This is a genomic window from Bacillus sp. MUM 116 (assembly GCF_001866655.1).
Classification (GTDB): domain Bacteria; phylum Bacillota; class Bacilli; order Bacillales; family Cytobacillaceae; genus Neobacillus.
Genome location: NZ_MLYR01000086.1, coordinates 68,234 through 90,389 on the forward strand (window position 1 = coordinate 68,234; position 22,156 = coordinate 90,389).

General features: G+C 38.4%; 25 protein-coding genes. 9 read left to right on the forward strand and 16 right to left on the reverse strand.

What is annotated here, in order from left to right; all coding sequences use genetic code 11:
• Positions 1-54: 54 nt before the first annotated feature.
• The 3 genes from BIV60_RS20065 to BIV60_RS20075 form a co-directional block, all read right to left on the reverse strand.
• A complete protein-coding gene (locus tag BIV60_RS20065; protein WP_071357488.1) occupies positions 55-1,278 on the reverse strand; it encodes an MDR family MFS transporter in 1,224 nt (407 codons plus the stop codon).
• Between the two features lie 227 nt (positions 1,279-1,505).
• Positions 1,506-2,201 (reverse strand): MerR family transcriptional regulator, encoded by a 696-nt coding sequence (locus BIV60_RS20070; protein ID WP_256218476.1) that lies wholly within the window; start codon positions 2,199-2,201, stop codon positions 1,506-1,508.
• Between the two features lie 317 nt (positions 2,202-2,518).
• The gene (locus BIV60_RS20075) at positions 2,519-2,941 is read right to left on the reverse strand and encodes a hypothetical protein (RefSeq protein WP_177177351.1); all 423 of its coding nucleotides are present in this window, start codon (positions 2,939-2,941) and stop codon (positions 2,519-2,521) included.
• A 406-nt stretch (positions 2,942-3,347) separates the two neighbouring features.
• Here BIV60_RS20075 and BIV60_RS20080 point away from each other — a divergent pair, with 406 nt between their 5' ends.
• Positions 3,348-3,683 (forward strand): L,D-transpeptidase, encoded by a 336-nt coding sequence (locus BIV60_RS20080; RefSeq protein ID WP_071357490.1) that lies wholly within the window; start codon positions 3,348-3,350, stop codon positions 3,681-3,683.
• Positions 3,684-3,833: 150 nt separating this feature from the next.
• Here the strand turns inward: BIV60_RS20080 and BIV60_RS20085 are convergent, their stop codons facing one another.
• The 3 genes from BIV60_RS20085 to BIV60_RS20095 all read right to left on the reverse strand — a co-directional run bounded on the left by BIV60_RS20085 (position 3,834) and on the right by BIV60_RS20095 (position 5,941).
• Positions 3,834-4,415: a DUF3995 domain-containing protein gene (locus tag BIV60_RS20085; protein ID WP_071357491.1), complete on the reverse strand. Its 582-nt coding sequence runs from the start codon at positions 4,413-4,415 to the stop codon at positions 3,834-3,836.
• Between the two features lie 237 nt (positions 4,416-4,652).
• A complete protein-coding gene (locus tag BIV60_RS20090) occupies positions 4,653-5,246 on the reverse strand; it encodes a dienelactone hydrolase family protein (protein WP_071357492.1) in 594 nt (197 codons plus the stop codon).
• A 50-nt stretch (positions 5,247-5,296) separates the two neighbouring features.
• On the reverse strand, positions 5,297-5,941 hold the full coding sequence (locus tag BIV60_RS20095) for a DUF7010 family protein (RefSeq protein WP_071357493.1): 645 nt from the start codon (positions 5,939-5,941) through the stop codon (positions 5,297-5,299).
• A 282-nt stretch (positions 5,942-6,223) separates the two neighbouring features.
• On the opposite strand from BIV60_RS20095, the gene BIV60_RS20100 reads away from it, so the two are divergent.
• The gene (locus BIV60_RS20100) at positions 6,224-6,931 is read left to right on the forward strand and encodes a hypothetical protein (RefSeq protein ID WP_071357494.1); all 708 of its coding nucleotides are present in this window, start codon (positions 6,224-6,226) and stop codon (positions 6,929-6,931) included.
• A 212-nt stretch (positions 6,932-7,143) separates the two neighbouring features.
• Here the strand turns inward: BIV60_RS20100 and BIV60_RS20105 are convergent, their stop codons facing one another.
• Both BIV60_RS20105 and BIV60_RS20110 read right to left on the reverse strand, forming a co-directional pair.
• Positions 7,144-7,872, reverse strand: a complete 729-nt coding sequence (locus tag BIV60_RS20105) for an MOSC domain-containing protein (RefSeq protein ID WP_071357495.1) — start codon at positions 7,870-7,872, stop codon at positions 7,144-7,146.
• A gap of 173 nt (positions 7,873-8,045) precedes the next feature.
• Positions 8,046-9,179 carry an aminotransferase class V-fold PLP-dependent enzyme gene (locus BIV60_RS20110; RefSeq protein WP_071357549.1) on the reverse strand — a complete coding sequence of 378 codons (1,134 nt, stop codon included), beginning with the start codon at positions 9,177-9,179 and terminating at the stop codon, positions 8,046-8,048.
• A 78-nt stretch (positions 9,180-9,257) separates the two neighbouring features.
• Between BIV60_RS20110 and BIV60_RS31040 the strand changes: the two genes are divergently transcribed.
• Positions 9,258-9,356: a YjcZ family sporulation protein gene (locus BIV60_RS31040; RefSeq protein ID WP_083402354.1), complete on the forward strand. Its 99-nt coding sequence runs from the start codon at positions 9,258-9,260 to the stop codon at positions 9,354-9,356.
• A gap of 193 nt (positions 9,357-9,549) precedes the next feature.
• Here the strand turns inward: BIV60_RS31040 and modB are convergent, their stop codons facing one another.
• Both modB and modA read right to left on the reverse strand, forming a co-directional pair.
• On the reverse strand, positions 9,550-10,206 hold the full coding sequence (gene modB / locus BIV60_RS20115) for a molybdate ABC transporter permease subunit (protein WP_071357496.1): 657 nt from the start codon (positions 10,204-10,206) through the stop codon (positions 9,550-9,552).
• 6 nt (positions 10,207-10,212) lie between these two features.
• The gene (gene modA, locus BIV60_RS20120) at positions 10,213-11,025 is read right to left on the reverse strand and encodes a molybdate ABC transporter substrate-binding protein (protein WP_177177352.1); all 813 of its coding nucleotides are present in this window, start codon (positions 11,023-11,025) and stop codon (positions 10,213-10,215) included.
• 152 nt (positions 11,026-11,177) lie between these two features.
• On the opposite strand from modA, the gene BIV60_RS20125 reads away from it, so the two are divergent.
• Complete coding sequence (locus BIV60_RS20125; protein WP_071357498.1) at positions 11,178-12,113, forward strand: substrate-binding domain-containing protein; 936 nt, start codon at positions 11,178-11,180, stop codon at positions 12,111-12,113.
• 213 nt (positions 12,114-12,326) lie between these two features.
• On the opposite strand, the gene BIV60_RS20130 is transcribed toward BIV60_RS20125, so the two are convergent.
• Complete coding sequence (locus BIV60_RS20130; protein ID WP_071357499.1) at positions 12,327-12,752, reverse strand: GNAT family N-acetyltransferase; 426 nt, start codon at positions 12,750-12,752, stop codon at positions 12,327-12,329.
• A 397-nt stretch (positions 12,753-13,149) separates the two neighbouring features.
• On the opposite strand from BIV60_RS20130, the gene BIV60_RS20135 reads away from it, so the two are divergent.
• Both BIV60_RS20135 and BIV60_RS20140 read left to right on the forward strand, forming a co-directional pair.
• Positions 13,150-13,590, forward strand: coding sequence for a hypothetical protein (locus BIV60_RS20135; protein ID WP_071357500.1), 441 nt, complete (start codon positions 13,150-13,152; stop codon positions 13,588-13,590).
• Positions 13,591-13,616: 26 nt separating this feature from the next.
• A complete protein-coding gene (locus tag BIV60_RS20140; RefSeq protein WP_071357501.1) occupies positions 13,617-13,871 on the forward strand; it encodes a hypothetical protein in 255 nt (84 codons plus the stop codon).
• Between the two features lie 332 nt (positions 13,872-14,203).
• Here BIV60_RS20140 and BIV60_RS20145 read toward each other — a convergent pair whose 3' ends face one another.
• Positions 14,204-15,421 (reverse strand): MFS transporter, encoded by a 1,218-nt coding sequence (locus tag BIV60_RS20145; RefSeq protein ID WP_071357550.1) that lies wholly within the window; start codon positions 15,419-15,421, stop codon positions 14,204-14,206.
• Between the two features lie 151 nt (positions 15,422-15,572).
• On the opposite strand from BIV60_RS20145, the gene BIV60_RS20150 reads away from it, so the two are divergent.
• Positions 15,573-16,460 (forward strand): LysR family transcriptional regulator, encoded by an 888-nt coding sequence (locus tag BIV60_RS20150; RefSeq protein ID WP_071357502.1) that lies wholly within the window; start codon positions 15,573-15,575, stop codon positions 16,458-16,460.
• Between the two features lie 492 nt (positions 16,461-16,952).
• On the opposite strand, the gene BIV60_RS20160 is transcribed toward BIV60_RS20150, so the two are convergent.
• Genes BIV60_RS20160 through BIV60_RS20175 form a run of 4 tightly spaced genes read right to left on the reverse strand, consistent with a single transcriptional unit; the run spans position 16,953 to position 20,800 of the window.
• On the reverse strand, positions 16,953-17,231 hold the full coding sequence (locus tag BIV60_RS20160) for a cytochrome o ubiquinol oxidase subunit IV (RefSeq protein ID WP_071357551.1): 279 nt from the start codon (positions 17,229-17,231) through the stop codon (positions 16,953-16,955).
• A gap of 36 nt (positions 17,232-17,267) precedes the next feature.
• Positions 17,268-17,879, reverse strand: a complete 612-nt coding sequence (locus BIV60_RS20165) for a cytochrome (ubi)quinol oxidase subunit III (RefSeq protein WP_071357504.1) — start codon at positions 17,877-17,879, stop codon at positions 17,268-17,270.
• Positions 17,880-17,884: 5 nt separating this feature from the next.
• Positions 17,885-19,888, reverse strand: a complete 2,004-nt coding sequence (locus BIV60_RS20170; protein ID WP_071357505.1) for a cbb3-type cytochrome c oxidase subunit I — start codon at positions 19,886-19,888, stop codon at positions 17,885-17,887.
• Between the two features lie 21 nt (positions 19,889-19,909).
• The gene (locus tag BIV60_RS20175; RefSeq protein ID WP_256218478.1) at positions 19,910-20,800 is read right to left on the reverse strand and encodes a ubiquinol oxidase subunit II; all 891 of its coding nucleotides are present in this window, start codon (positions 20,798-20,800) and stop codon (positions 19,910-19,912) included.
• Between the two features lie 307 nt (positions 20,801-21,107).
• Here BIV60_RS20175 and BIV60_RS20180 point away from each other — a divergent pair, with 307 nt between their 5' ends.
• Positions 21,108-21,806 carry a VIT1/CCC1 transporter family protein gene (locus BIV60_RS20180; protein WP_071357507.1) on the forward strand — a complete coding sequence of 233 codons (699 nt, stop codon included), beginning with the start codon at positions 21,108-21,110 and terminating at the stop codon, positions 21,804-21,806.
• Positions 21,803-22,009: a YvdQ family spore coat protein gene (locus BIV60_RS20185; RefSeq protein ID WP_071357508.1), complete on the forward strand. Its 207-nt coding sequence runs from the start codon at positions 21,803-21,805 to the stop codon at positions 22,007-22,009. Before BIV60_RS20180 ends, BIV60_RS20185 begins: the two co-directional genes overlap by 4 nt.
• The last annotated feature ends 147 nt before the right edge of the window (positions 22,010-22,156 follow it).

A 22,156-nucleotide genomic window follows, 5' to 3' on the forward strand; every position in this document is an offset into this window, starting at 1 on the left:
ATTTTTTGTCGAATTTCATATAAAAAGGTGTCAAGCTCAATGCCTGACACCTTTTTATATGCCTTTTTCCCCACTTGCCACCCTCGTTTTTACATAGATCCCATTGCCAAGTTTAAAAAATAGAATACTCGCAAAAACAATGAGAGAAATGACCCAAAACATAATACGGCCGTGAAAATGGCTTAAGAGGTAACCACCAATAATCGGACCGAGAAAATTACCAATTTTCGAAAACTGGCCAGCTCCGAAATATGTTCCCCTTAAGTGTTCCGGTGCGAGCTGGTCAATCAGCATACTGTTAGACGGGAAAATGAAGATTTCACCTAGCGTTAAGAAAACAATAGAAAGAATCGCGGTCGCCCAGCCGTTAATAAAACCAAAGCAAAATAACCCCGCAGCCATCAATAATGCCCCGACCACCATCGATTGCATCGGCGTCCACTTTTCCGCAAAGTGGCTGAGCGGCATCTGAAGAATGACCACCAGCAAGGCGTTGATTGTCAACAAAACCGAGAAGATAAACACCCCGTTTGGCAATGTCATTTGCATGAATTGCGGGAGATTGGAATTCATCTGGCTATATCCTAGACTGATTAAAATAATTCCTAACACTAAAAACAGCAGCGCCTTATCGGTTTTCATAATCCGAAAAGCATCGATCATGTTAGCAGATTTTTTATTGCTTTGTTCAGCCTTGCCAACGTCCAGTTTTCCCATCAAGAATAATAGAATAAATGCATAAAGCAAGTAAACACTGCCGGTTAAGGCGAAAGACAGTTTTGCAGATGTGATAGCCAAGTAAGCACCCAATAGCGGGCCGACCGAGGCGCCGATATTAATGGCGGTATACCTTAGTGAATAAGCTTTCATTCTATTTTTCTTCCCAGTTAAGTCGCCCATTAATGCCTGTGAAGCTGGTTCAAAAAAGGAATTGCAAAGCCCATTTAACGCGTTTAGTAGAATAAACCACCCTTGAGATTCTGCAATCGTAAAACCATAGTAAACAATGGAAATGGCGAATAAGGAGACCAACATCACTTTTTTTCGCCCAAAACGATCGGATAAATTCCCGCCAATAAAGCCCCCAATCGCTCCCATCAACGGGCTCATTCCTACGGTTATGCCGATGATGACAGGCGGCAGATCCATATGCCGCGATAAATAGATTGATAGAAACGGCAATGTCATAAAGGACGAACCTCTGGACATAATGGTTCCAACAAGCAGCACCCAAACAATCGGGTGAAACTGGTTTATATACTGTTTAAATTTGTTCATGATGTCCTCGCATTTTTAGGATTCTTCATTTAGTTAAACAATTTATGGGAAAATTGTAAAGTAAAAAAAGGCTGCTGATGCAGCCTGATGCCCATTTAACTCCAGCACCCTGTTAAGCTTTAGATAACTCCTCAATCATATTTTTCAAATTAGCTTTGTTTCTAAAAATATGGAATAAAGCACCTTCCTTATTAAAGGAAAGCGCTCGATTGCTTAAGGTATTGATTTTAAATACGTGACATAGCCTTTTGAATATATTTATAAAGCTCTTCATCTACTCCATATTGGAATGGATTATTTGGATTCTCAGCATGGAAACGTTCAGCAGCTTTGACGATTTCAGAGTCTCCGCCAGTAAACTTGTTAGTCAATTCTTGCCAACGTTTAGCTAACTTTATAATTTCCGGGTGATTAGCCGGAGTGTTCTTTTCTAATTCTGTACGAATGTTAGCAATTAGCTCTAACCATTGATTTTCGATTTCCTTTTTATCCTCTGAACTAAATTGTTCTGTCTGTTTTTTCATTTTTTCTAATTGTTCTTGCGTAAAGTATTTTTCACTCATATTGATCACCTCAATTAATTTAATAAATTGTTCGGGCTGTACCTCTTGTTGATTTGAAAGAACTTCGTACATGCCTTTTAACCGACTATACAACTGTTCTTGTACTTCTATTTGCTTTTTAACCGTTTCTAACTGTATTTTAATTACTCCTATTGGGTTAAAATTAGGGTTTTCAATCGTGTCTTTAATCTTTTCCAAGGACAATCCTAATTGTTTAAGGGATAGAATTTGTTGCAATTTAGCAATATCTCTTTCGGAATAAATTCTATGTCCCGAGTTTGTAACCTCGGATGGAGAAAATAAGCCAATGTGGTCATAGTAATGAAGAGTACGTACGGTTAATCCGGTTTGTTTTGCCAATTCACCTATTTTCCAACTCTTATTTATGACCATCCCCTCATTTCGTACGATTAATTATTGCCGGCAACTTTACTATACAACCTGACGTTACGTTAGGTTCAAGTCCTTTTATTAAGATTTCTAAATTAAATGGCCCTAAAATGAAAAATGGGCGCTTATCCAGGATAGCGCCCTATTACGGAATAAAGTTATGTTATTTTTAACACGAAAAGACCCTTTAGACAAAGCATATCCAAAGGGGTAAAGTATCGTATCTTTTTTACAAACATCGTGACTTTATTTTAAAACCACATTCGGACATCTCTGTTACTGTAGTGCTAACCAGCGGACTGTTTTTTCTTCATAGTTGTGCCCAGTATGATCAAGGCAACATAGATTACGATAGCAATCGAATCTATAAACGTATCCGTAAGAGCCGAAACGTCAAGTATTGCCGTTACACCAAGTATGACCATCAGTCGGACGATCAGGATCGCCGCGATCATCCATGCGGCAAAACGGATCTTCGATCGCTCACTTTGGAATGACATAAAAATGAATGCGATGCCGAAGACCAGATTTTCCGCCGTTATAATGTGCCAAACATACGTGAATACCGTCCGGGTATCCGTGGACATCGTCCTAATGTCGAGCGTCGGCAGCACAGCGGATTGCCCGTTCCATGCATGCGTGACGGCAAACAGCATCGCAAGAACGCCTGCAATCATATAATAAAAATTCCTAATCTTGATGTTGATCACAACCCTCCTAAGAAATTACTGGTTCATTCTCTTGGATATCCTTGTAAAGCTCGCGGACGAATTCTGCCAACCGTTGATCGCTTTCGTTATAACTAAATCCTCCTTTAAGTTACATTTATTCATAATCTCACACCATTATTAACATAATTATCTAGTCCCGTTTAGAAGTCTTATTGCATTAAATGGCCCAGGTGCTAGGCACTTGACGAAAGAGCATTCGACAAATGCCTGGCACCTATTATTTATCTATCGAAAATATTCGCCGTTAGGTCCATTGGGTTGTGTACTTTCAGTTTTGTTTATCAAATAAAAGACTAATTCTTCTTAGTAATTGTCCACCAAATTCTTGTTAATGAACAAATACCTGATTCACTTCATAAACTATTCAAAAAATGGAGTGATCTTGATGGCAAAATGGATTGATGTCTCAACATCAAAACACCAATTAAAACTTTTTGATCGCCACAGGCTTTTAAAAACTTACCCAATTGCAGTTGGAAAAATATTATCTCCAACACCTACAGGAACATATACGATTGTCAACAAGGATCCTAACCCTGGCGGTCCATTCGGCGTGCTTTGGATGGGATTGTCAAAACCTCATTACGGTATACACGGAACAAATAATCCATCTTCTATAGGTAAGAATGTTTCGCATGGATGTATTAGAATGTTTAATCATGATGTTCTAGAATTATCATCTTTAGTTCCAATTGGTACTAGGGTTTTAATTCATAAATAACTTTATAATTTTCTCGCCTTTTCTACTTCGAATTTCGGTCACTCGTGCCGTTATAGTAAGAACTTGACAACGGCATATTGCCCCTCGTAAGGTATTTACCTCGGTTTAACAGTACCCGCAGCTCATCACTCAGCATCTATAACACATTACCTATGCAAATCGAACACCCAGTATCCCTGTGACCAACCCAACAATCGTGCCAAGCATACACACTGCAAGCCAAATTTTCCTGCTCCGCGCTCCTTTCAAATGACACCATCCTGCAATGGCAAGTAAAATGCCCTCTATCAAAAACCACGGTTCGAAGATGACCAAATCCCACACCACGTATATATCATCGGGGATATGAAATGTTCCATTATCCAAGCCAATCACACCTGCGATTTGCAAGCCACGATAGATAATGCCAAAAATACCATGAGCAGTGGCTATCGAACACCCTAACACAGATATGGAAAACAACAATGTGCGCAGAATTTTACTTTTCCCTAAATAAATGAAACCAAGACCTACGAGTCCCGCAGCAATAAAGATTGGTAACGCGACCCAATTAATTAATTCAAAATGGGGAGATTCAGCCACACTGGGTTTTAGTAGGGACAGTCCTATTCTTCCGCCTAAAGCCCAATATAGGTGTGGGAGCATATAAGCAATGGACCATACAAAAACAGCAATCCCAGCCCAAACGGCTGATTTTGATTGCGGTGGTTTCGACGATAGATTCGTATCCACTAACAATCACCTCGACAGTTTCCTAGGACACCTAACAACGGTCCTCGCGATTGAATCATAAACAGTTTGTTTATTTTTTCAACTTCTATCTTCATCCTTCCTGTACAGTGGTATCATATAAGACTATTTGGTTTTTCAGGATTTTATTCCGCTATTCTGCTCTTTGTTAAAGAATTAAACAGCCGGCTATAGCAGCCTGGCTGTTCAAGTAATGCCCCCGATTTCTGAATAAAAAATTTAGTTATTTTTGAAGAAATGCAATGTTTCTCTAAATGTAGTTTGAGCTAATTCTTCATTGTATTTAGAAGAGTATGGATCACTAAATCCGTGTTCACCACTACATATATGTACATCTATATTTAATTTATTTAAAGTTGAAACGAATTCATCAACATTAAATGATTTTTCTACTTTCGGAAAAAATAACAACATCGGACATTTTGGATATATATTCACATAGTCCCTAATACGTGAACCATAGTATCCAACAATACCATCCACACATTCTTCCTCACTACACAACCAAGCAATCGTTGCACCTACACTAAATCCAATTATAAATATTTTTGAATACGTATCTTGAATATCTAATAATATATTTTTTACTTTATCTAATCCATTTGTGAAACCTACATTATCCATGAAATTATGGTAAGCCTTTACCTCTTGAGGATAATCAAAGGGTTTTTCTTGGTCTAATAAATTGGGACAAATGACATCAAAATTTTGTTCTGATAGTAATTCAGATAAATCCACCATATGTTGGTTAATTCCATATATTTCGTGAACGACAATAATTAATTTGTCGGACTTTTTGTTTATTTTAAGCACCCGATTCCCCCCTTTTTACACTAAATTGTTCGATTCCATTAAAGGAAGCATTACAACCTAAAAGTTACATCATCTTCTTTGGATCGATTCCCAGCCCTGTTCAGCAATCTATGGCCTTTTAGCCAAACTGACACCCCGGTCACCCACAATATCAGGGCTGAGCCAAAACCGACAGATGTCCACCATACCACAATTTGATGATTCTCCCAGGTAACTCTTACAGGTAGAGTAAGCAGTGTGATTGCCGAGAGCAAACAAAGGAGTGAACCTGAAATATAATAGATCTTGACCTGGAAAAGGTGTGCTAGGGGAAAGAAATGAGCACCGACAATAAGAGCCATGACTGGGACAAACAAATCCAAGTGATTAGTAGACACACAAATTGCGGAGGCGGCAGCAATCAACACGCCTTCTAAACCGAAAATAATACCGAACCACATATTCCTTCGTTTCCAACCATGGGAATCACCTTCCACCATCTTGTTTGATAACCTTTTTGACTTCATGATCAATACGATTCCGCCAATTAGCAGTATAACACCAACCAACAAGGATAAGGTCAACAGCCAGAGAAATCCCCAGCCCTGCAGTCCTCTAATTCCAATTCCCGCCCACAGAGTGCCGAAAAATGCCATAAAGATAACTCCAGAAGCTATCCCAAGCACAGCAGCTCTAGGTATGATGGTTTGCGACATATACGAACCCTCCTCTTTCAATTTCATTCTAAAAGGTTAAAAAACGCTCGTTATTATGGGTAATTTTACCATAACAAAGATAATCATTAAATGGTCCAATAAGGGAAGGACGCCTTCATGTTCAAGCTATGCGCCCTATAATTGAAAATCGCCAACAAAAATAACAACAAATAACGCTCATCAATAAAGTCTATTATCACATCCTTTTTTATATGAAATGTTTACCCTATAATATTAGGTAATACCTTCTCAAACAAATGGATAAGTCAGGGGCTGTATTTATTGAGAACGCTAAAATCGATGTTATTGGGCTTATTGGGTTTAATTGCTGTGATTATTTTATCGGTAGCTATTTTTGCATTCATTTCATTTATTCAAGAAAAATTACTTGTCCCCAATAATTCCCTCATATGGGTTATTAAATCTCCTGCATCAAGATTTGTTTTTATTTATGAGTTTTACCTAATGTTTGGTCTTTCCCTTCTTGTATATAAGGATTTAAGAAAATGGTTTTCCAGATTTTATAAAAAACATCGTAGAACGGTATTCCCCATTTTCGGCATTCTGAACATTATGTTGTTTTATGCTATTGTCACAGATGTGGCGGTTGTAACGAATAATAAAATTATCAACCATTCTTTCCTCATACCTCAGGGAAAGGAATACAGCTACAACAATATCACTAAAATCACCGCGGGTATTTATGGGAAAAAGCAATTCTTAGGTTCCTCAAAAGGTGATTTTTATTACATAATAGAATTAAATGATGGTACAAAAATTGATTTAGGTGATGGCGGCTCCAGCTATGCCAGTTTCAATGAAGATAATAATGAAGCAGACCCTCGATTTATTCTTGCAAAACTTGATCGTCAATGGGTTGATATGGGCATCCCGAAAAAAGCCAGCATAGCCAATTTTAAATATACCTCTAATTCTTTAGCCAAAATTTATTCAGATAAAATTCGCAGTATTTTAGAGAATACCAAATAATTATGCAGCATCTACAAATAGAACCTTTAATAAGAAAAGCCGGGCAGTTTGCCCGGCTTTTCTCATTTTCATTTAACAAATCGGTATCATATTCGTTTAAAAGTTGAAGTTTTATTAAACAATAGCGCGCTTTTATGGAATGACTAACGGAACAAGAAAAAGGTGCCGCAACTACAACTGCGCCCGTTTGTGGAATGCTGATTATTTAAAGGTCATTCGATTAGAAGGACTTCATCCCCCACATGAATTGCACCTGTTTTTATCACCGAAGCGTAAACGCCAAAATGATTATTTCTTTCCTTTACAACCGTTTTGAGCAAAGTCGAATCACGCTCTGCATTATCAGGATCAACTGTAATAATCATGCACCTTTCACAATGTCTTTTTAATTGAATTTCTACTTCTCTTCCTATTTTCATTCGTTTGCCAAACCACTTTTCCTCGATGAATGGGATTTTTTCTTTTAATGTTATAAGTAAATTAGGACGAAAACGTCGATGATTAACTTCTGCCTTTCCCCATATTTCTTTTAATTTTTCTAATGAGGAATCGGTTACTAGTTGAATATTTTCTTCCTCAATGGCCCCTAAAGGTACATGGGAAGGGTTATATGTAACTGGAGAGATTTTTCGTTCTGATTTGTTTTCTATTTCTTTGGTTAGTTCTTCATCACCCCAATCGAATACCTTACCTTCAGGTGTCATTATTTCAACTTTAGGATATTTCTCCATTAACTCTTCCCCTACAAATCTTGCTTTATATCGAACCATTTCTGGAAATTGTGTAATTGTTAAAAACTTTCCTTGTCTTGTATCATCTAAAAAAGCATGGCTGCGGTCTCCATACAAACCATATTCCATAATTTTAGTTTGATTCACACTCTCCCCATGAAAAGATTTTACAGGATGGCGAACAATTTCCTTGATATGTCCGATTAACATTTCATTCACTCCTTAACTAATTTTCCTTATTAAAATTATAACAAACAATAAGTTAAATCAGCTTTTACTCCACAAAATACCCAATACAAAAAAGCGCTCATTACTTAAAAATGGCGCCCTTTAACAGAATAACAAACAATTCTTAATTCAGATTTGTTTGAGTAAATATTCGCTTAATCCCCATTTGTTAAGATTACAAGCTCATCTATTGTACATTTTATTTCATCTTTAATGTTATAGAAATGAGGGGCAATTCTTATCACATCTTTTCTCGCAGAAACAATAATTTTTTTGTCTCTTAACATCGCTTCCACTTTTGATGCATTTTCAACTTGAAAAGACATCAGGCTTGTCCTATTATCAGTAGATAATGGTCCAATGAGATGTAATCCTTTTTCTTGTCCATAATGTATAGCAAATTGGGTTAGCTCTTTTAAATGGGTTTCAATATTACTTATTCCAACCTCAAGTAGCAATTTTAATGCCTCATAGGCTGCATAAATACTTATAAAAGAAGGCGTACCTGTTTCAAATCGACGAGCCCCCATTGCAAAAACGGGATTAAAAATGTCAAATGAAGATGCTTGGTCTTGTCCTAGCCATCCAGTAACTCTTGGTTTTAATTGCTCTGCTAGTTCTTTTTTTATATACATAAACGCTACGCCGGGAATTCCTAACATATATTTACGAGTTCCCGTTGCTAAAATATCAATATCCATCTCTTTCACATCAATCGGAATATGTCCTGCAGATTGGTAAGCATCGACGAACAAAAGCGAGCCTTTTCTATGCGCAATACTAGCAATCTCTCTAACGTTCTGCTTAAATCCGTTGTAATAATTCACATGGGGAATACATGTAATCAGCGTATCAGTTGTTATTTCTTTTTCATATTGTTCCAGAAGTATTTCGCCATTGGAAGAACGAATTATAGAAATATTATCCTTAAAAAGGTCTTGTGCAAACCATATATGACCAACAGTTGGAAAATCTATATCCGTAAACACGACTTTATTTTTCTCTTGCTGATTAGGAAGGGAAGTTGCAATAGCAGAAATAATATTAGAAACAGAACTTAATACAGCAACTTCGTCTGTTTCAGCTCCAATAAATTCTGCGAATTTCACCCTAGTCTCCTCTATTTTACTTATTGCTTCATTCCAATTACTCCCTGACAGAAGTAGACTATTATGATATTCCTCAATTGCTTTTGAAACAGGCTTTGCTAAAGCACCTTGGGAACAACTAGCTAGGTGTGTATGAGTAGCCAATATAGGAAACAATAAGCGATAAAAATCATGGTTCAATTCCTTTTCCTCCGTTTCTTCACTCAAATAATTCTGTATGTGAACTTTTAAATCCTTCCTCCACTAAATGGCCCTTACATGAAAAATGAGCACTACTGGTTTGTCCACTGCTGTTTCAATTTAATCGTGGTATTGTTTATCTTATTAATTATCATTAGAGCAGTTATCTTTTATTAAGTAGAACGTATTAAAAAATACAAAAAAGCCCAAGTTGGGCTTTTTTTGATGGAGACTATCTCTGACAAGTCTATGTGTTAAGGAGGAAATATGGGTTTTCGGCTACACTCTAGACTATGCATCAGTTTAAGTGAATATCCTATTAATTAAGCCTATTTTGGCTTGATTTTTGAAAATTGAGGATTTAAATGCATTATAATTTAATTAAATGCACGCATATTAACATTAATAATGAAATGACTATCATACTTGTTACCCATAACCAAGCTAATTCCATATTGCCTGAATCAATAGCTACAAAAATTGCTGTTGGAATTGTTTGGGTTTTATCTGGGATATTTCCTGCAAACATTAATGTGGCTCCGAACTCACCCAGTGCCCTAGCAAAACTTAATATTGCACCCGATATGATGGCTCTAAGGGCGAGAGGAACGGAAACAAGTAAGAATAACTTGAATTCATTTGCTCCGTCCACACGGGCAGCATTCTCAATATCCTCATCAATTGCTTCAAATCCTGTTCTTGAAGATTGATACATAAGAGGGAATGCAACAACTGTAGAAGCAATAACAGCCGCCCACCACGTAAACATCACAGGCTGCTTAAATACCCAATCAATCAATTGACCAACTGGACTATTCCGTCCAAAAATAATAATTAACAAGAAACCGACCACTGTAGGGGGTAAAACTAACGGCAAAAGAAAAATCGTATCAAGAAAAACCTTCCCTCTAAATTTCTTATTAGCCATTACCTTCCCAAAAAACAAGCCTAAAATAAATACCCATATAACAGATACAGATGCAATCTCAATCGATAGTTGGACAGGAGACCAAAAGCTTGTTGCCATTTTTAACTACTTTAGTTTCTTAAATCCATACTTTTCTAAGGTCTTCATGGATTGTTCATTTTGAAGATAATTGTAGAAAAGCTGGGCTTCTTTTGGATGGGCGCTGTTCTTTATTACACCTACTGGATATACAATCGGATCGTGTGTGTCTTCCATTGCGGTTGCAACAATTTTAACCTTTTGAGAAGTCAATGCATCCGTCTTGTAGACTATTCCCGCATCAACATTGTTCGTCTCTACATAAGTAAGCACTTGTCGAACATCTTTTCCATATACCACTTTTCCTTCAATTGATTTCCAAACATTTAACTTATCTAAGGTCTCCTTACCATATTTCCCTGCTGGAACAGACTCAGGGGTACCAAGTGCTACCTTATCAGCTTTTGTTAGATCTTCGAATGTTTTAATTCCTTTAGTTGAATCTTTTGGTACGACCAAGACAAGATCATTCCCTACTAAATCTGTTCCGTTTTTCTTTTCAATAAGGCCACCTTGTACTAATTTTTGAAATTTATCCTCAGCAGCAGAAAAGAACAAATCGACAGGCGCTCCCTGAGAAATTTGCTGCTGAAGTGCCCCAGAAGCTCCAAAGTTATAGTTTACAGTTACATTAGGATGTTCTTTTGCAAACTCTGCTTTAATGTCAGTTAAGGCATTCTGCAAACTTGCTGCTGCTGAAATGGTTAATTCCACTTTCTTTTCAGAAGCTGCTTGTTTCTGTTCTGCTGGTTTTTTCGTTTGTTCTTTGGTTGCACATCCAGATAAGGCTAATAAAAATAGCATCATCGTGAAAAATAAAAGGCTTAATTTTTTCATCATACTCTCCCTTTCAAACTAATTATAATTAAATATAACTAATTATAATCAGTTATAATAAAAATGAGTAGAATAAATATCACATTTTGCCATTTTTTTATAGAAAATTTACTCTTTTAAATGCAGTAAGTTAAAATAAAAGATGGAGGGATATTATGTCAAAGGAGCTTTCCTATACCATTGAAGAGGTTTCACAGTTTTTAAAAGTATCGAAATTAACACTTTACGACCTTGTTAAAAAAGGGGAATTACCTGTATTCCGTGTTGGGAGACAGATGAGAATAGATGCAAAAGACTTGGATAATTATATAAAAAAACATAAAACGAATCAGGAGCCTTCTCTTACAACTCCTGTTATGGATCTTCACAAGAATGGACCAAAGGATTCACATAACATTGTAATTAGCGGACAAGACATCGTTTTAGATATTCTTGGTAAACACATTGAGAAAAATTCATCCTTTAAATCATTTAGATCTTTTACAGGAAGTCTAAACAGCCTTATCTCTATGTATAATGGAGAAGGTGACATCGTTAGTTTGCATTTGTTTGACGGGGATACAGGCGAGTATAACCTGCCATACATAAAAAAAATTTTGGTTAGTTATCCTTTTATTTTAATCAATCTTCTTTCAAGAAAAGCTGGATTGTACGTAAAAAAAGGAAACCCATTAAATCTCATCTCATGGGCTGATTTAAAACGAGATGATGTGAAAATCATGAACAGAGAGAAGGGTTCAGGAGCAAGGATTCTTCTTGATGAACAGCTCAGAATCAACAAGATTCCATTTAGAAACATTAAGGGGTATGATCATGAAGAAACCAACCACTTAAGTGTTGCTTCAGCGGTCTCTACTGGAATAGCAGATGTAGGGGTGGGGATTGAAAAAGCTGCTAAAATAGTTGGAATCGATTTTGTTCCATTAATTACAGAAAGGTATGACCTAGTTATATTAAAAACCCCTAAAAGCGAAGGACTAATAAGCTCTGTAAAAGAGATTTTATCTTCACGGCAATTTCAGTCAGAAATAAACTCTTTAGGAGATTACGATACCTCACAGACAGGAAAAATTATATACGAGACATACTAAAAGAAGGCTTCTAAATTTTCAGTAGCCTTCTTTTTTGAATGCTGTGTTAAACTTGTCTGTTGATTTCCGCTCCAAGCAACAGGCTAAAAATCAACAATGTCCTTTAACACAGCCTTTTTGAAAGTAAATCAGGTTTGCCATTTGACTATATTCATCCACATTGACCTTACCTGAAGATGATAAATACATTTATTTGATTATAAAAATTTCTGTCTACTCGCATTTTTTTATGACTGTATACACTCCTTTCATATTAGGTGTAACATCCTCAAAATTGTATTTATCATAAAAGGTTCCCTTTCCTTTCGATATGAATAAACCCATAATTGCCTTATTCGGTGCATTATTCTCTAAGTACTCTATCAATGAATTCATTATTTCTATACCAAGCCCCATCCCTCGATAACTTGGATGAACTATGACATCTTGAATAAAGAAATAAATAGCCCCATCTCCTACAATTCTTCCCATTCCAATGACCTTATCGTTATCCTTAACTAAGACGGCATGAACGGAGTTTTCTAATGAAATTTCAGCAACATTAAAATTAATATTATCGCCTAATCCAACAACTGAGCATAAATTTGTAAATTCTTCTAATGTTGGGGTCTTTTTTAAAATTTCAAACGTTCTTTCCATAATTACCCCCTATAATGTATTAAATAATAAAAAGCCATTTTTTTAGGACGCTGTTTTCGGAAAGATTGTGGGTTTTCGAACCAATGTCTAAAGTAAATTTAATTTTTACAAATATATTCGGAAGTTTTATTCTCATGTCCTCTCTTCTTCAAGTGCTCCGTTCATTCAGAACGTATTAAGTGGCAAACAGTCTGTTATTCATCGGTACAATAATTTTCATTAATTGGGAAGAATATATCAAGGATGGTACATTTCATTGGCTCTAATCAATATTCGCTGCCGTACATGCTTTATCACTTTTATACTGAATAATATTCGTACATTTTTCTTCGGTATATTAAAAAAATTATTTAATGGGAATATTATTGAACAGGACTTTTAAAAAAGGGGTTATAGAATGAGAAAAGAAATATTTATGGTAACGATGGGAACACTAACTGCATTAGGTCTTGCAGGTTGTGGAGATTCACTAAACAATAGCATAAATGATATTCAACCACAAAAAATTAGTTACTCCCAACGTTCCTTAACTGCGCCCTTTTCAGACTTGCTTTATGGATTTAAGGTCATGGAGAAGTATGTCGCAAAAGGAGATTATGAAAACGCCACAACTCTTTCACGAAACCTTTACGATGAATTTCATGACGCCATTTTGCCTCCATTAACAGTGAAAAAGGGCAAAACCTATGCAGGAAACATCGACAAAAAATTTGATGAGCTAACAGAGGCCATTTCCAACAAGGATCAATCCAAAGTTCCAAAACTCATTAAGGAAAACCGGAAAAACCTCCAAACCATTGCTCCCATTTTGGGTGTTTCCGTCATTTCAACACAGTAATCTTACTATGTAATGGAGGCAATAATATGCGAAATTTGGGAAGATTAACCCTTATATTGACGCTCGTAGAACTAGCCATCGGAATTCTGTTTTTGCTTTATGAATTTTTAACCGGACAGCCATGGGCAGTCGATGGGGTTCCATGGACAATGGATGAAAATTTCCACTTTAACGTCGCACTCGGCTGTTTTACTGGTGCGGGATTCACTTTTATTTTTGGTTCCATTTTGGGCTCGATCCAAAGCAGAGATCGTTCGTACAAACCTAAAGATAATTCCTGATGACACAGCTCCCCTTTACTTAATGAAACCAGCCTAGAAGCTGGTTTCTTCATCCTATCGCAGGGTAGAAAGGTGGTAAAAATGGATCCGTATTATTATTATACAATTGCCTATGTCGGATTATTTGCTGCAGCAATAGGAGCCTCCTCCTTTATGTTTTACCGGATGATGAATGAATAATACACATGACTGAAAATGGGCTGACCTAGAAGGTCGTTAAAAACGACTTTGGAGGGTGCAGCCCTTTTTTGTTGATTGGTGGAAATGATGGTCCGTGACCACAGATACAGTAGGAACAAGAAAAACCGGGGAAATCTCCGGTTTTTCTTGCGTCATAAAGCTGCCTGTTTCTTTTCCTTCCGATCGTTCGGTAAAAAGACAGCAATAAGGGAGCCGGCAAGCGGAAGAATCGAGAGAATCGTGAACACCGTTGTCACGCCAAAGATGTCCGAAATTCCTCCCATAAAAACAGAACCAATACCTCCCGCTCCCACGCCAAATCCAATCGAAAGTCCGGAGGCGAGACCAATGCTCTTGGGAAGCATGAGCTGCATATAGACCACACTGACCGAGAAAGAAGAAAGAACACTAAATCCAAATAAGAGCAAAACAAGAACCGACAACACCCCATGTACATAAGGAAAAATAAGGGCAAACGGTGTGGCAATCAGCATGGAGCTGACGAGTAAACGTTTCATGCCAAGTTTGTCTGCAAGAACTCCGCCAAAGAATGTGCCGAGTGCACCTGCTCCGACAAAAACGAAACTGAGGATTTCAGACTGCTGGATTGAAAGGTTGTGCAGGTAAAAGGGCAAAAAGACCACCACCCCAATCTGGCACCATGAACGCAGGATGATGACACTAGAAAGCAGAGTTGCTCCTAGATAATTGTTGTTTCCTTTTAATTGCTTCTTATTATCAAGTTTAACAGACTCTAATTTTTGACTTAACCAAGGCAAAATCTGTCCGGTTAATCCAAGGGATAAGACCGCTACAGGAATGAACCATAGCAGTCCATGAATCCCTGAGTGAATTATATAGAGCGAAACAAATAAGGGTCCCAAGGCTTGTCCGGAATTCCCGCCTACCTGAAAAATAGCCTGGGCAAGACCTTTTTTTGTACCGGACGCTAGGTGGGTCGCCCGTGAGGCTTCCGGATGGAACGCACCGGAACCAAGACCAGAAATGGAAATAAACAGCAGCAACCAAGGAAGGGAATGCGCCAGTCCTGTCAAAGCAAGCCCCATAATGGAACAAAACAACCCAACTGAGAACAGCCAGGCCCGGGGCTTCCGATCTGCAAACATGCCAAAAAGCGGTTGAGAAACGGATGAAGTTAAATAGGACATCAAAACCACTAAAGTGGATTGGGTATAGTTAAGGTGCAACGCGTTTTTATAGAGCACAACTAATGCCGGGACCATCCCTGTGGTCACTAAATCATTTAAAAGATGCGAACCACTGAAGGTAAAGATTCCCCTTCGGTATAGGGGTTCTTTTCCTTTAACGATTGCTTTGGAGACACTTACCAAGATTTTCTCTCCTCTCATTACGATATCATTTTTTGCGTTTATGGTGTTATGGCTATAGACAATGCTTTCAATCAAATCCCCCCTACACTTAAATTACTGCTATACTATTCATAAGACAAATATATAATTTTTGTTTATTCATAAATTAAAGTTATTAGTGGGTGAAGAAATGAATTTACATACGCTACGAATTTTTACAAATGTTGCTAAACTAGGGAGTATAACCGAAGCGGCGAATTTACTACATATTAGTCAGCCCGCTGTCACAGCTCAGGTTCGAAAACTAGAGCGGGAGATAGGGGTCAAATTAATTACTGGCAAGGGAAGAGGAATTCAGCTTACATCTGAAGGCAAATTTCTTTATGAGCAAGGATTACGTTTGTTTCAATTAGAAAAACAGATTGATGAAAAATTTAAAACATTTTTAGAAAAGAAGGGGAAAGTGCAAATTGCTTCGAACTATATTGCTATGGATTATATTTTACCGCCACTAATTGCTGGTTATAAACTAGAAAATCCAGATGTCGATGTATATGTATCGTTAGGGAATGTGGTATCTGTTGAGCGTCGCATCCTAAATTACGAAAGCGATTTTGGCTTTGTTGTGCAAAGTAACATTGGTCATGAAGATTTACACTTCGAGAAAATACTAGATCTCCCATTTTGGTTTGTTGTACACCCATCGCATCCTTTAGCAAATAAAGAGGTGACGATTTTTGATTTACATGAACATGATTTTATTTACAGGGAACGAGGTAGTTCATCGCGTGATTTGTTAGAGGCGCTTTTTTATACCCATAATTGCCCGTTACCGAAATTAGGCATACAAATGCAAGGCTTACCCGAATCGATCAAGGTTGTTGAGGCAGGTTTTGGAATGTTGCTCGCGCCAGCCTGCAGCGTAAATGAAGCATTAGCACAAGGAAGACTTGCCCGAGTATTTGTGGAGCAGGCGGAAGTCAATCAAAGTTTTTTTATTTGTATGAGGAAAATGGATGAGAACGAGCATCCATTCATTCACTATTTGAAAAAGAATCTAATCGAGTCAAAGACATAACGCTCTGGCTGGATTTTTATATTAGTAAAGGGCTTGTTGCACTAACGGCCATTTACTTGAAAAAGTCAAATAAAAAAGTCGGTTCCTTAAAGCAACGGGAGCAGGTTTAGTTAAAGAAGTGACATACCACATTAAAGTCAAAAAACTTGAGGTTTGAAAAATTTCCTCAAGCTTTTTTGTGTGCTATTTACATTTTTATTTGGATTGCTAATTCAAATGTTATTTAATTTGTGACTTTGAATTTTCTCCACATTATCGGAATTACCTACCCCAAAAGTGATACTTTTGGGACCCCCACATTTTTTCCATGCAGGTCATTCCTTCATTGATTTCGAAAACATCACGGTAATGTAAATAAGTGTCACAGCAAACAATCCACAAATGATATAAAGCCCGCAGCTATACATTTTTTCACCCCTAACTTGCCTGCTATGTAGAAACGCCCATTTCCGTATCGCAAACTTCACCGCGCGATGAAGTTCTTTCCTGCCATTATTGAACCACATAGTTAAAGGACATCACCCATAAGGATCCGATGACGATGGTCAAAACGAAAATAATTCCTAAAATTAATGCGGCTGCATTGTATCTTGGTCCTTCCCCGTCGCGAATATGCATGAAGAAGAAAAGCTGTATGACAAATTGCAAAACAGCTGCAATCAAAATACTGACCGTAAGCCCTGTTTTACCCATCAAATGGTTTAATACAAGAAAAAGCGGGATGATCGTCAAAATAAGCGATAAAAGGAAACCGATAACGTACGCTTTCATCGATCCGGTATGTTCAGCGTGTTCGTGAGCGGACAATTACATCACCCCCATTAAATAGACAACGGTAAAAATGAAAATCCAAACAGCATCCAGAAAGTGCCAATACAAACTAATGATTGAAATTTTCCGTGTCGTAACGGGGGTAATCCCTTTTCTTGCAATCTGAATCATCAACCCAATCATCCACATAATCCCAAAAGAAACGTGCACTCCATGGGTTCCTACAAGAGAGAAGAAGGACGTAAGAAACGCACTTTTGGTAAGGGTGGCTCCTTCGGCAACCATGCTTATAAATTCATTGATTTCAAGGGCCACGAACGTTGCCCCCAAGGCTGCGGTTACAATCAGCCAGCCGATTAAAGCCATTTTCTTTCCTTTATGCATGGCTAAGACCGCAATGCCGCTTGTAAAGGAACTGACTAACAAGATAAAAGTTTCCGCAATAAAACCGGGAATATCAAAGTCATTTGCAGTAAATCCACCATTTGTACGTGAATGCAAAACAGCATAAGCAGCGAAAAATGTCGCGAATAAAAGACAGTCTGTGACAAGGAAAATCCAAAAACCTAAAACCTTTAATTCCTCGTGGTCTGCATGGCCATGGTCGGTACCATGGCCGGCAGCATGAACGGACACGCTTTGTGACAAACTAACTACCTCCCAAAAGTTTCTCCAGTTGGAACATCGACAGAACCGTTATGACTCCTTAACGCTTTTTCCGTTCGTTCAATTTCATCAACTGGAATATAATAATCCGTATCATATTGGAATGAACGCGCATATAAAGTGGCTGCGACACCAATTAATCCGATAATTCCCATCCACATCCATTCGAACGTAAAGCCAAATCCGGCAACAAAGAAGAAGCACGACATGATAAAAGGAATACCGGAATTTTTCGGCATATGAATCGGTTCGTATTTGGGTGTTTCTGCTTTATATCCTTCTTGCCGCATTTCTTCTTTTTTGTACCACCAGGCGTCTACTCCCTTTACTTCAGGGATGATGGCAAAATTGTAAGCAGGAGCCGGTGACGGAATCGACCATTCCAATGTCCGGCCATTCCAGGCATCCCCTGTTACATCACGCTTACCATATTTAACGCTGTAAAGAATTTGCCAAACTTGGATGACGAAGGCAATCCCCATCAGGAACGCACCAATCGAAGAAATAAAGTTGAGCGGAGCCCAGCCCATATCCCAACCGGCAGCCTGATTATACGTGTAAATCCTGCGTGTCATCCCCATAAAGCCAAGAGCATATTGCGGCATGAAGCAGACATAGAAACCGATTTGCCACAACCAGAAACCCCATTTTCCGAGCGTTTCATTTAATTCAAATCCAAAAATTTTCGGGAACCAATAGTACATCCCTGCCAGATAGCCGAACACAACACCACCGATTAGTACTTGGTGGAAGTGGGCAATCAAAAAGTAACTATTGTGATATTGATAGTCTGCAGGTGCTGCCGCCAGCATTACTCCTGTTGCACCACCGACGAGAAAACATGGTACAAACGCAAACATCCAAAGCATAGGCTGTGAAAACTGGACACGGCCGCGGTACATGGTAAACAGCCAGTTGAATATTTTCACCCCTGTTGGAATCGCGATAATCATCGTACAAATGGCAAAGACGATGTTAACGTCTACACCGGCGCCCATCGTAAAGAAGTGATGAACCCATGTATAGTAAGAAACGATGGCGATCGCAATCATGGAATAAACCATGGAGCTGTAGCCAAAGGTCCGTTTTTTCGAAAATGTGGCAACCACCTCGGAGAATACCCCGAAAGCAGGCAGGACAACGATGTACACTTCAGGGTGACCCCACATCCAAATCAAGTTGATATACATCATCGGGTTGCCGCCGGCCGTAATGGTAAAGAAGTGCCCGCCAAGTAAACGGTCAATCGTTAACATCGCTAATGTTACAGTCAGAATCGGGAATGCACCTAAAACAGCAACTGAGGAAGCTAAAACGGACCAGGTAAATAAAGGCATATCCCTTAACCGCATCGTTGGGGCCCGCATTTTTAAAATGGTGACGACAAAGTTAATTCCTGTTGCCAGACTTCCGATACCGGAAATTTGAACTCCCCATATCCAGAAGTTTTGCCCGGGACCCGGACTGAACATCTTTTCCGATAAAGGCGGATACGATAACCAGCCTGAACTTGCCGAACCGCCAATCACAAAAGAAATATTAAAGAGCATGGCGCCAATAAAGAACAGCCAAAAGCTGACCGCATTTAAAAATGGATACGCCACGTCACGGGCACCAATTTGCAACGGAACGACGATATTAAATAAAGCAAACATAAATGGCATGGCCATAAATAAAATCATGATTGTTCCATGGGTTGTGAATATTTCATTATAGTGGTCAGAGGCTAAAAATTTACTATCCGGCACTGCCAGCTGGATCCGCATTAAAATGGCATCCACGCCGCCGCGGAAGAGCATAAGCAGCGCAGATAAAAGGTACATAATCCCGATTTTTTTATGGTCGACCGTTGTGATCCATTCCCTCCAAATCCAGCCCCATTTTTTAAAATAGGTAAGCGAGAAGATAATCGCTACGATCGCCAAAACGATGGAGACATCCGCACCGTAAATCATGGGATCGCCGGTTACAAAAAAATGCGATGTATTCATGGAAATCTTTCCTCCTGTTTACTATTTCTTTGGCATGATTGTGTCTTCACCATAATGGTGCATATGGTGATGATAGGTTCCGCCATTTTTATTCACGATGTTTTCGTATAATTTGTTTGGATAGGAAGAATAACTTAATTCTTTCACATTGCCTGGTTTGGACAATTCTTGATACCCGGCGTTTGTAAGGGCAGGAGAATTTTTCTTCAAATCGGCTGCCCATTTATTGTAATCCGCTTGACTTACAGCCTTTACCTTAAATTGCATATGGGCAAATCCTGTTCCGGTAAAGTTGGCACCGCTCCCGAAATATTCCCCTATTTTGTTCGCCTGAAGCCACAATCCCATTGACATACCAGGCATCGAATATTCTTGTCCTCCAAGCTGCGGTACCCAGAATGAATTCATCGGCGCATCGGAGGTTAAAACAAATTGAATCGGAACCCCTGCAGGAATGACCGCATAGTTAACCGTTGCGACCCTTTTATCGGGATAGGTGAACAGCCATTTCCAATCCAATGATGTGACTTGGACAACAATCGGTTTCACATCTTTAACAGGGGGTTTCGATACTTTAATGGCGGTTTGCGCTGTATAAATACCTAGAATCGCTACAATCACAACAGGAATTCCCCACCATACAATTTCCAACACTTTGCTGTCTGCCCATTCAGGTTGATAGGGTGCATTGTTTCCAGGCTTATCTTTATAACGAATAATGATATAAACAAAGATTGCCATGACTGGAATGATAACAATTGCACACAAAATGACAGAGATCACAATCAAATCTAACTCCATTTGGCCGACAGGTCCTTTTGGGTCAAGAACAATATATTTACTTTTGTCGCAACCAGCCAGAAGCACTGTGCCCAATAAACCCAAGATCGAATATTGAATCCATGTTCTCACTTTCATTTCCCCTTCGATTTAGTTGTGGTATTTAACTTAAACAATTTGTGAATAGTTAGTATGGTACCCAACTCTGATTGCATAATACCAAAACAACCAAAACATGGTTTCGGGTAAAAAAAGTGACAAGGTGTCCACCTTTCCCCACTCCATTCGAAAGTATAAGGAAAGCATTCTTAGAATTTTTTACAAGCGAAAGTTAATACTATACAAAACTTTTTCCTTTTAAAAGGAATTATGAAAACAATAAAACCAACAAAAATAGGCGCATTTTGGTGTTAGATTAGTTAAATTGGAGGTAAAAAACATGGATCAACACCTGCATCACGTAGAAGAACATTTTTCTGGGTCTGACTTCATTCGGGATGTTGTAATTGGTATGTCAGACGGATTAACCGTACCGTTTGCATTAGCTGCTGGTTTGTCAGGTGCTGTTGATACAACAACATTGATTCTCACGGCAGGAGGTGCTGAAATTGCAGCGGGGTCAATTGCAATGGGTCTTGGTGGATACTTGGCAGGAAAAACAGATGCGGAACATTACGAATCTGAACTGGCTCGTGAACAGCGTGAAGTAATCGAATTTCCGGAGCGCGAAGAAGAAGAAGTATCGGAAATTTTCAGGGAATATGGACTTGAAGAAGAACAAATCAAATCGATTACAGAAACCATGAAAAAGAACCCTGAAAAATGGGTGGATTTTATGATGAAATTTGAATTGGGGCTAGAAAAGCCGGAGCCGACAAGAGCGAGAAACAGTGCAATTACCATTGCTATTTCTTATATTGTCGGAGGGTTAATCCCTTTGTTTCCATATTTTATCTTTCACAAACCTGCAACAGCATTAATGGTTTCTGTACTGGTCACACTGATTGCCTTGATGATCTTTGGATACGTAAAAGGAAGGTTCACGGGAACTTCACCTATTAAGAGCGGTGTTCAAACGATGATCACTGGAGGACTTGCAGCAGCAGTTGCGTTTGGTCTAGCGAGAATTCTCACTTGACGGTAAAACCTGAAGATAATGCATTAGGAGGTGTATTTAGTTTACGGAATGACTTGCCAGCAAAAATGGCTCCACTTTCAAAAGATATTTTTACCTTTTCTCAAGATGGAGGAAAAATGATTAAAAATGGCTGGATGGAAGAACATCCACAGATTGAGGATTGGATTCAATTAAATTTTCCTTATCTTCTTCCGTCCAATTGAATAAATAGTTCTATAACATAAGCGATCACTTTTAGAATTGCGCGCGATTTTGGAAAACTTGGTTCTAAAATAATTTAGGCTTAACTGCTAACAATTTTATTTTGAAATCGTCTAGAACTTTTTTCTATCCTTTAAATCCTTTTCAAC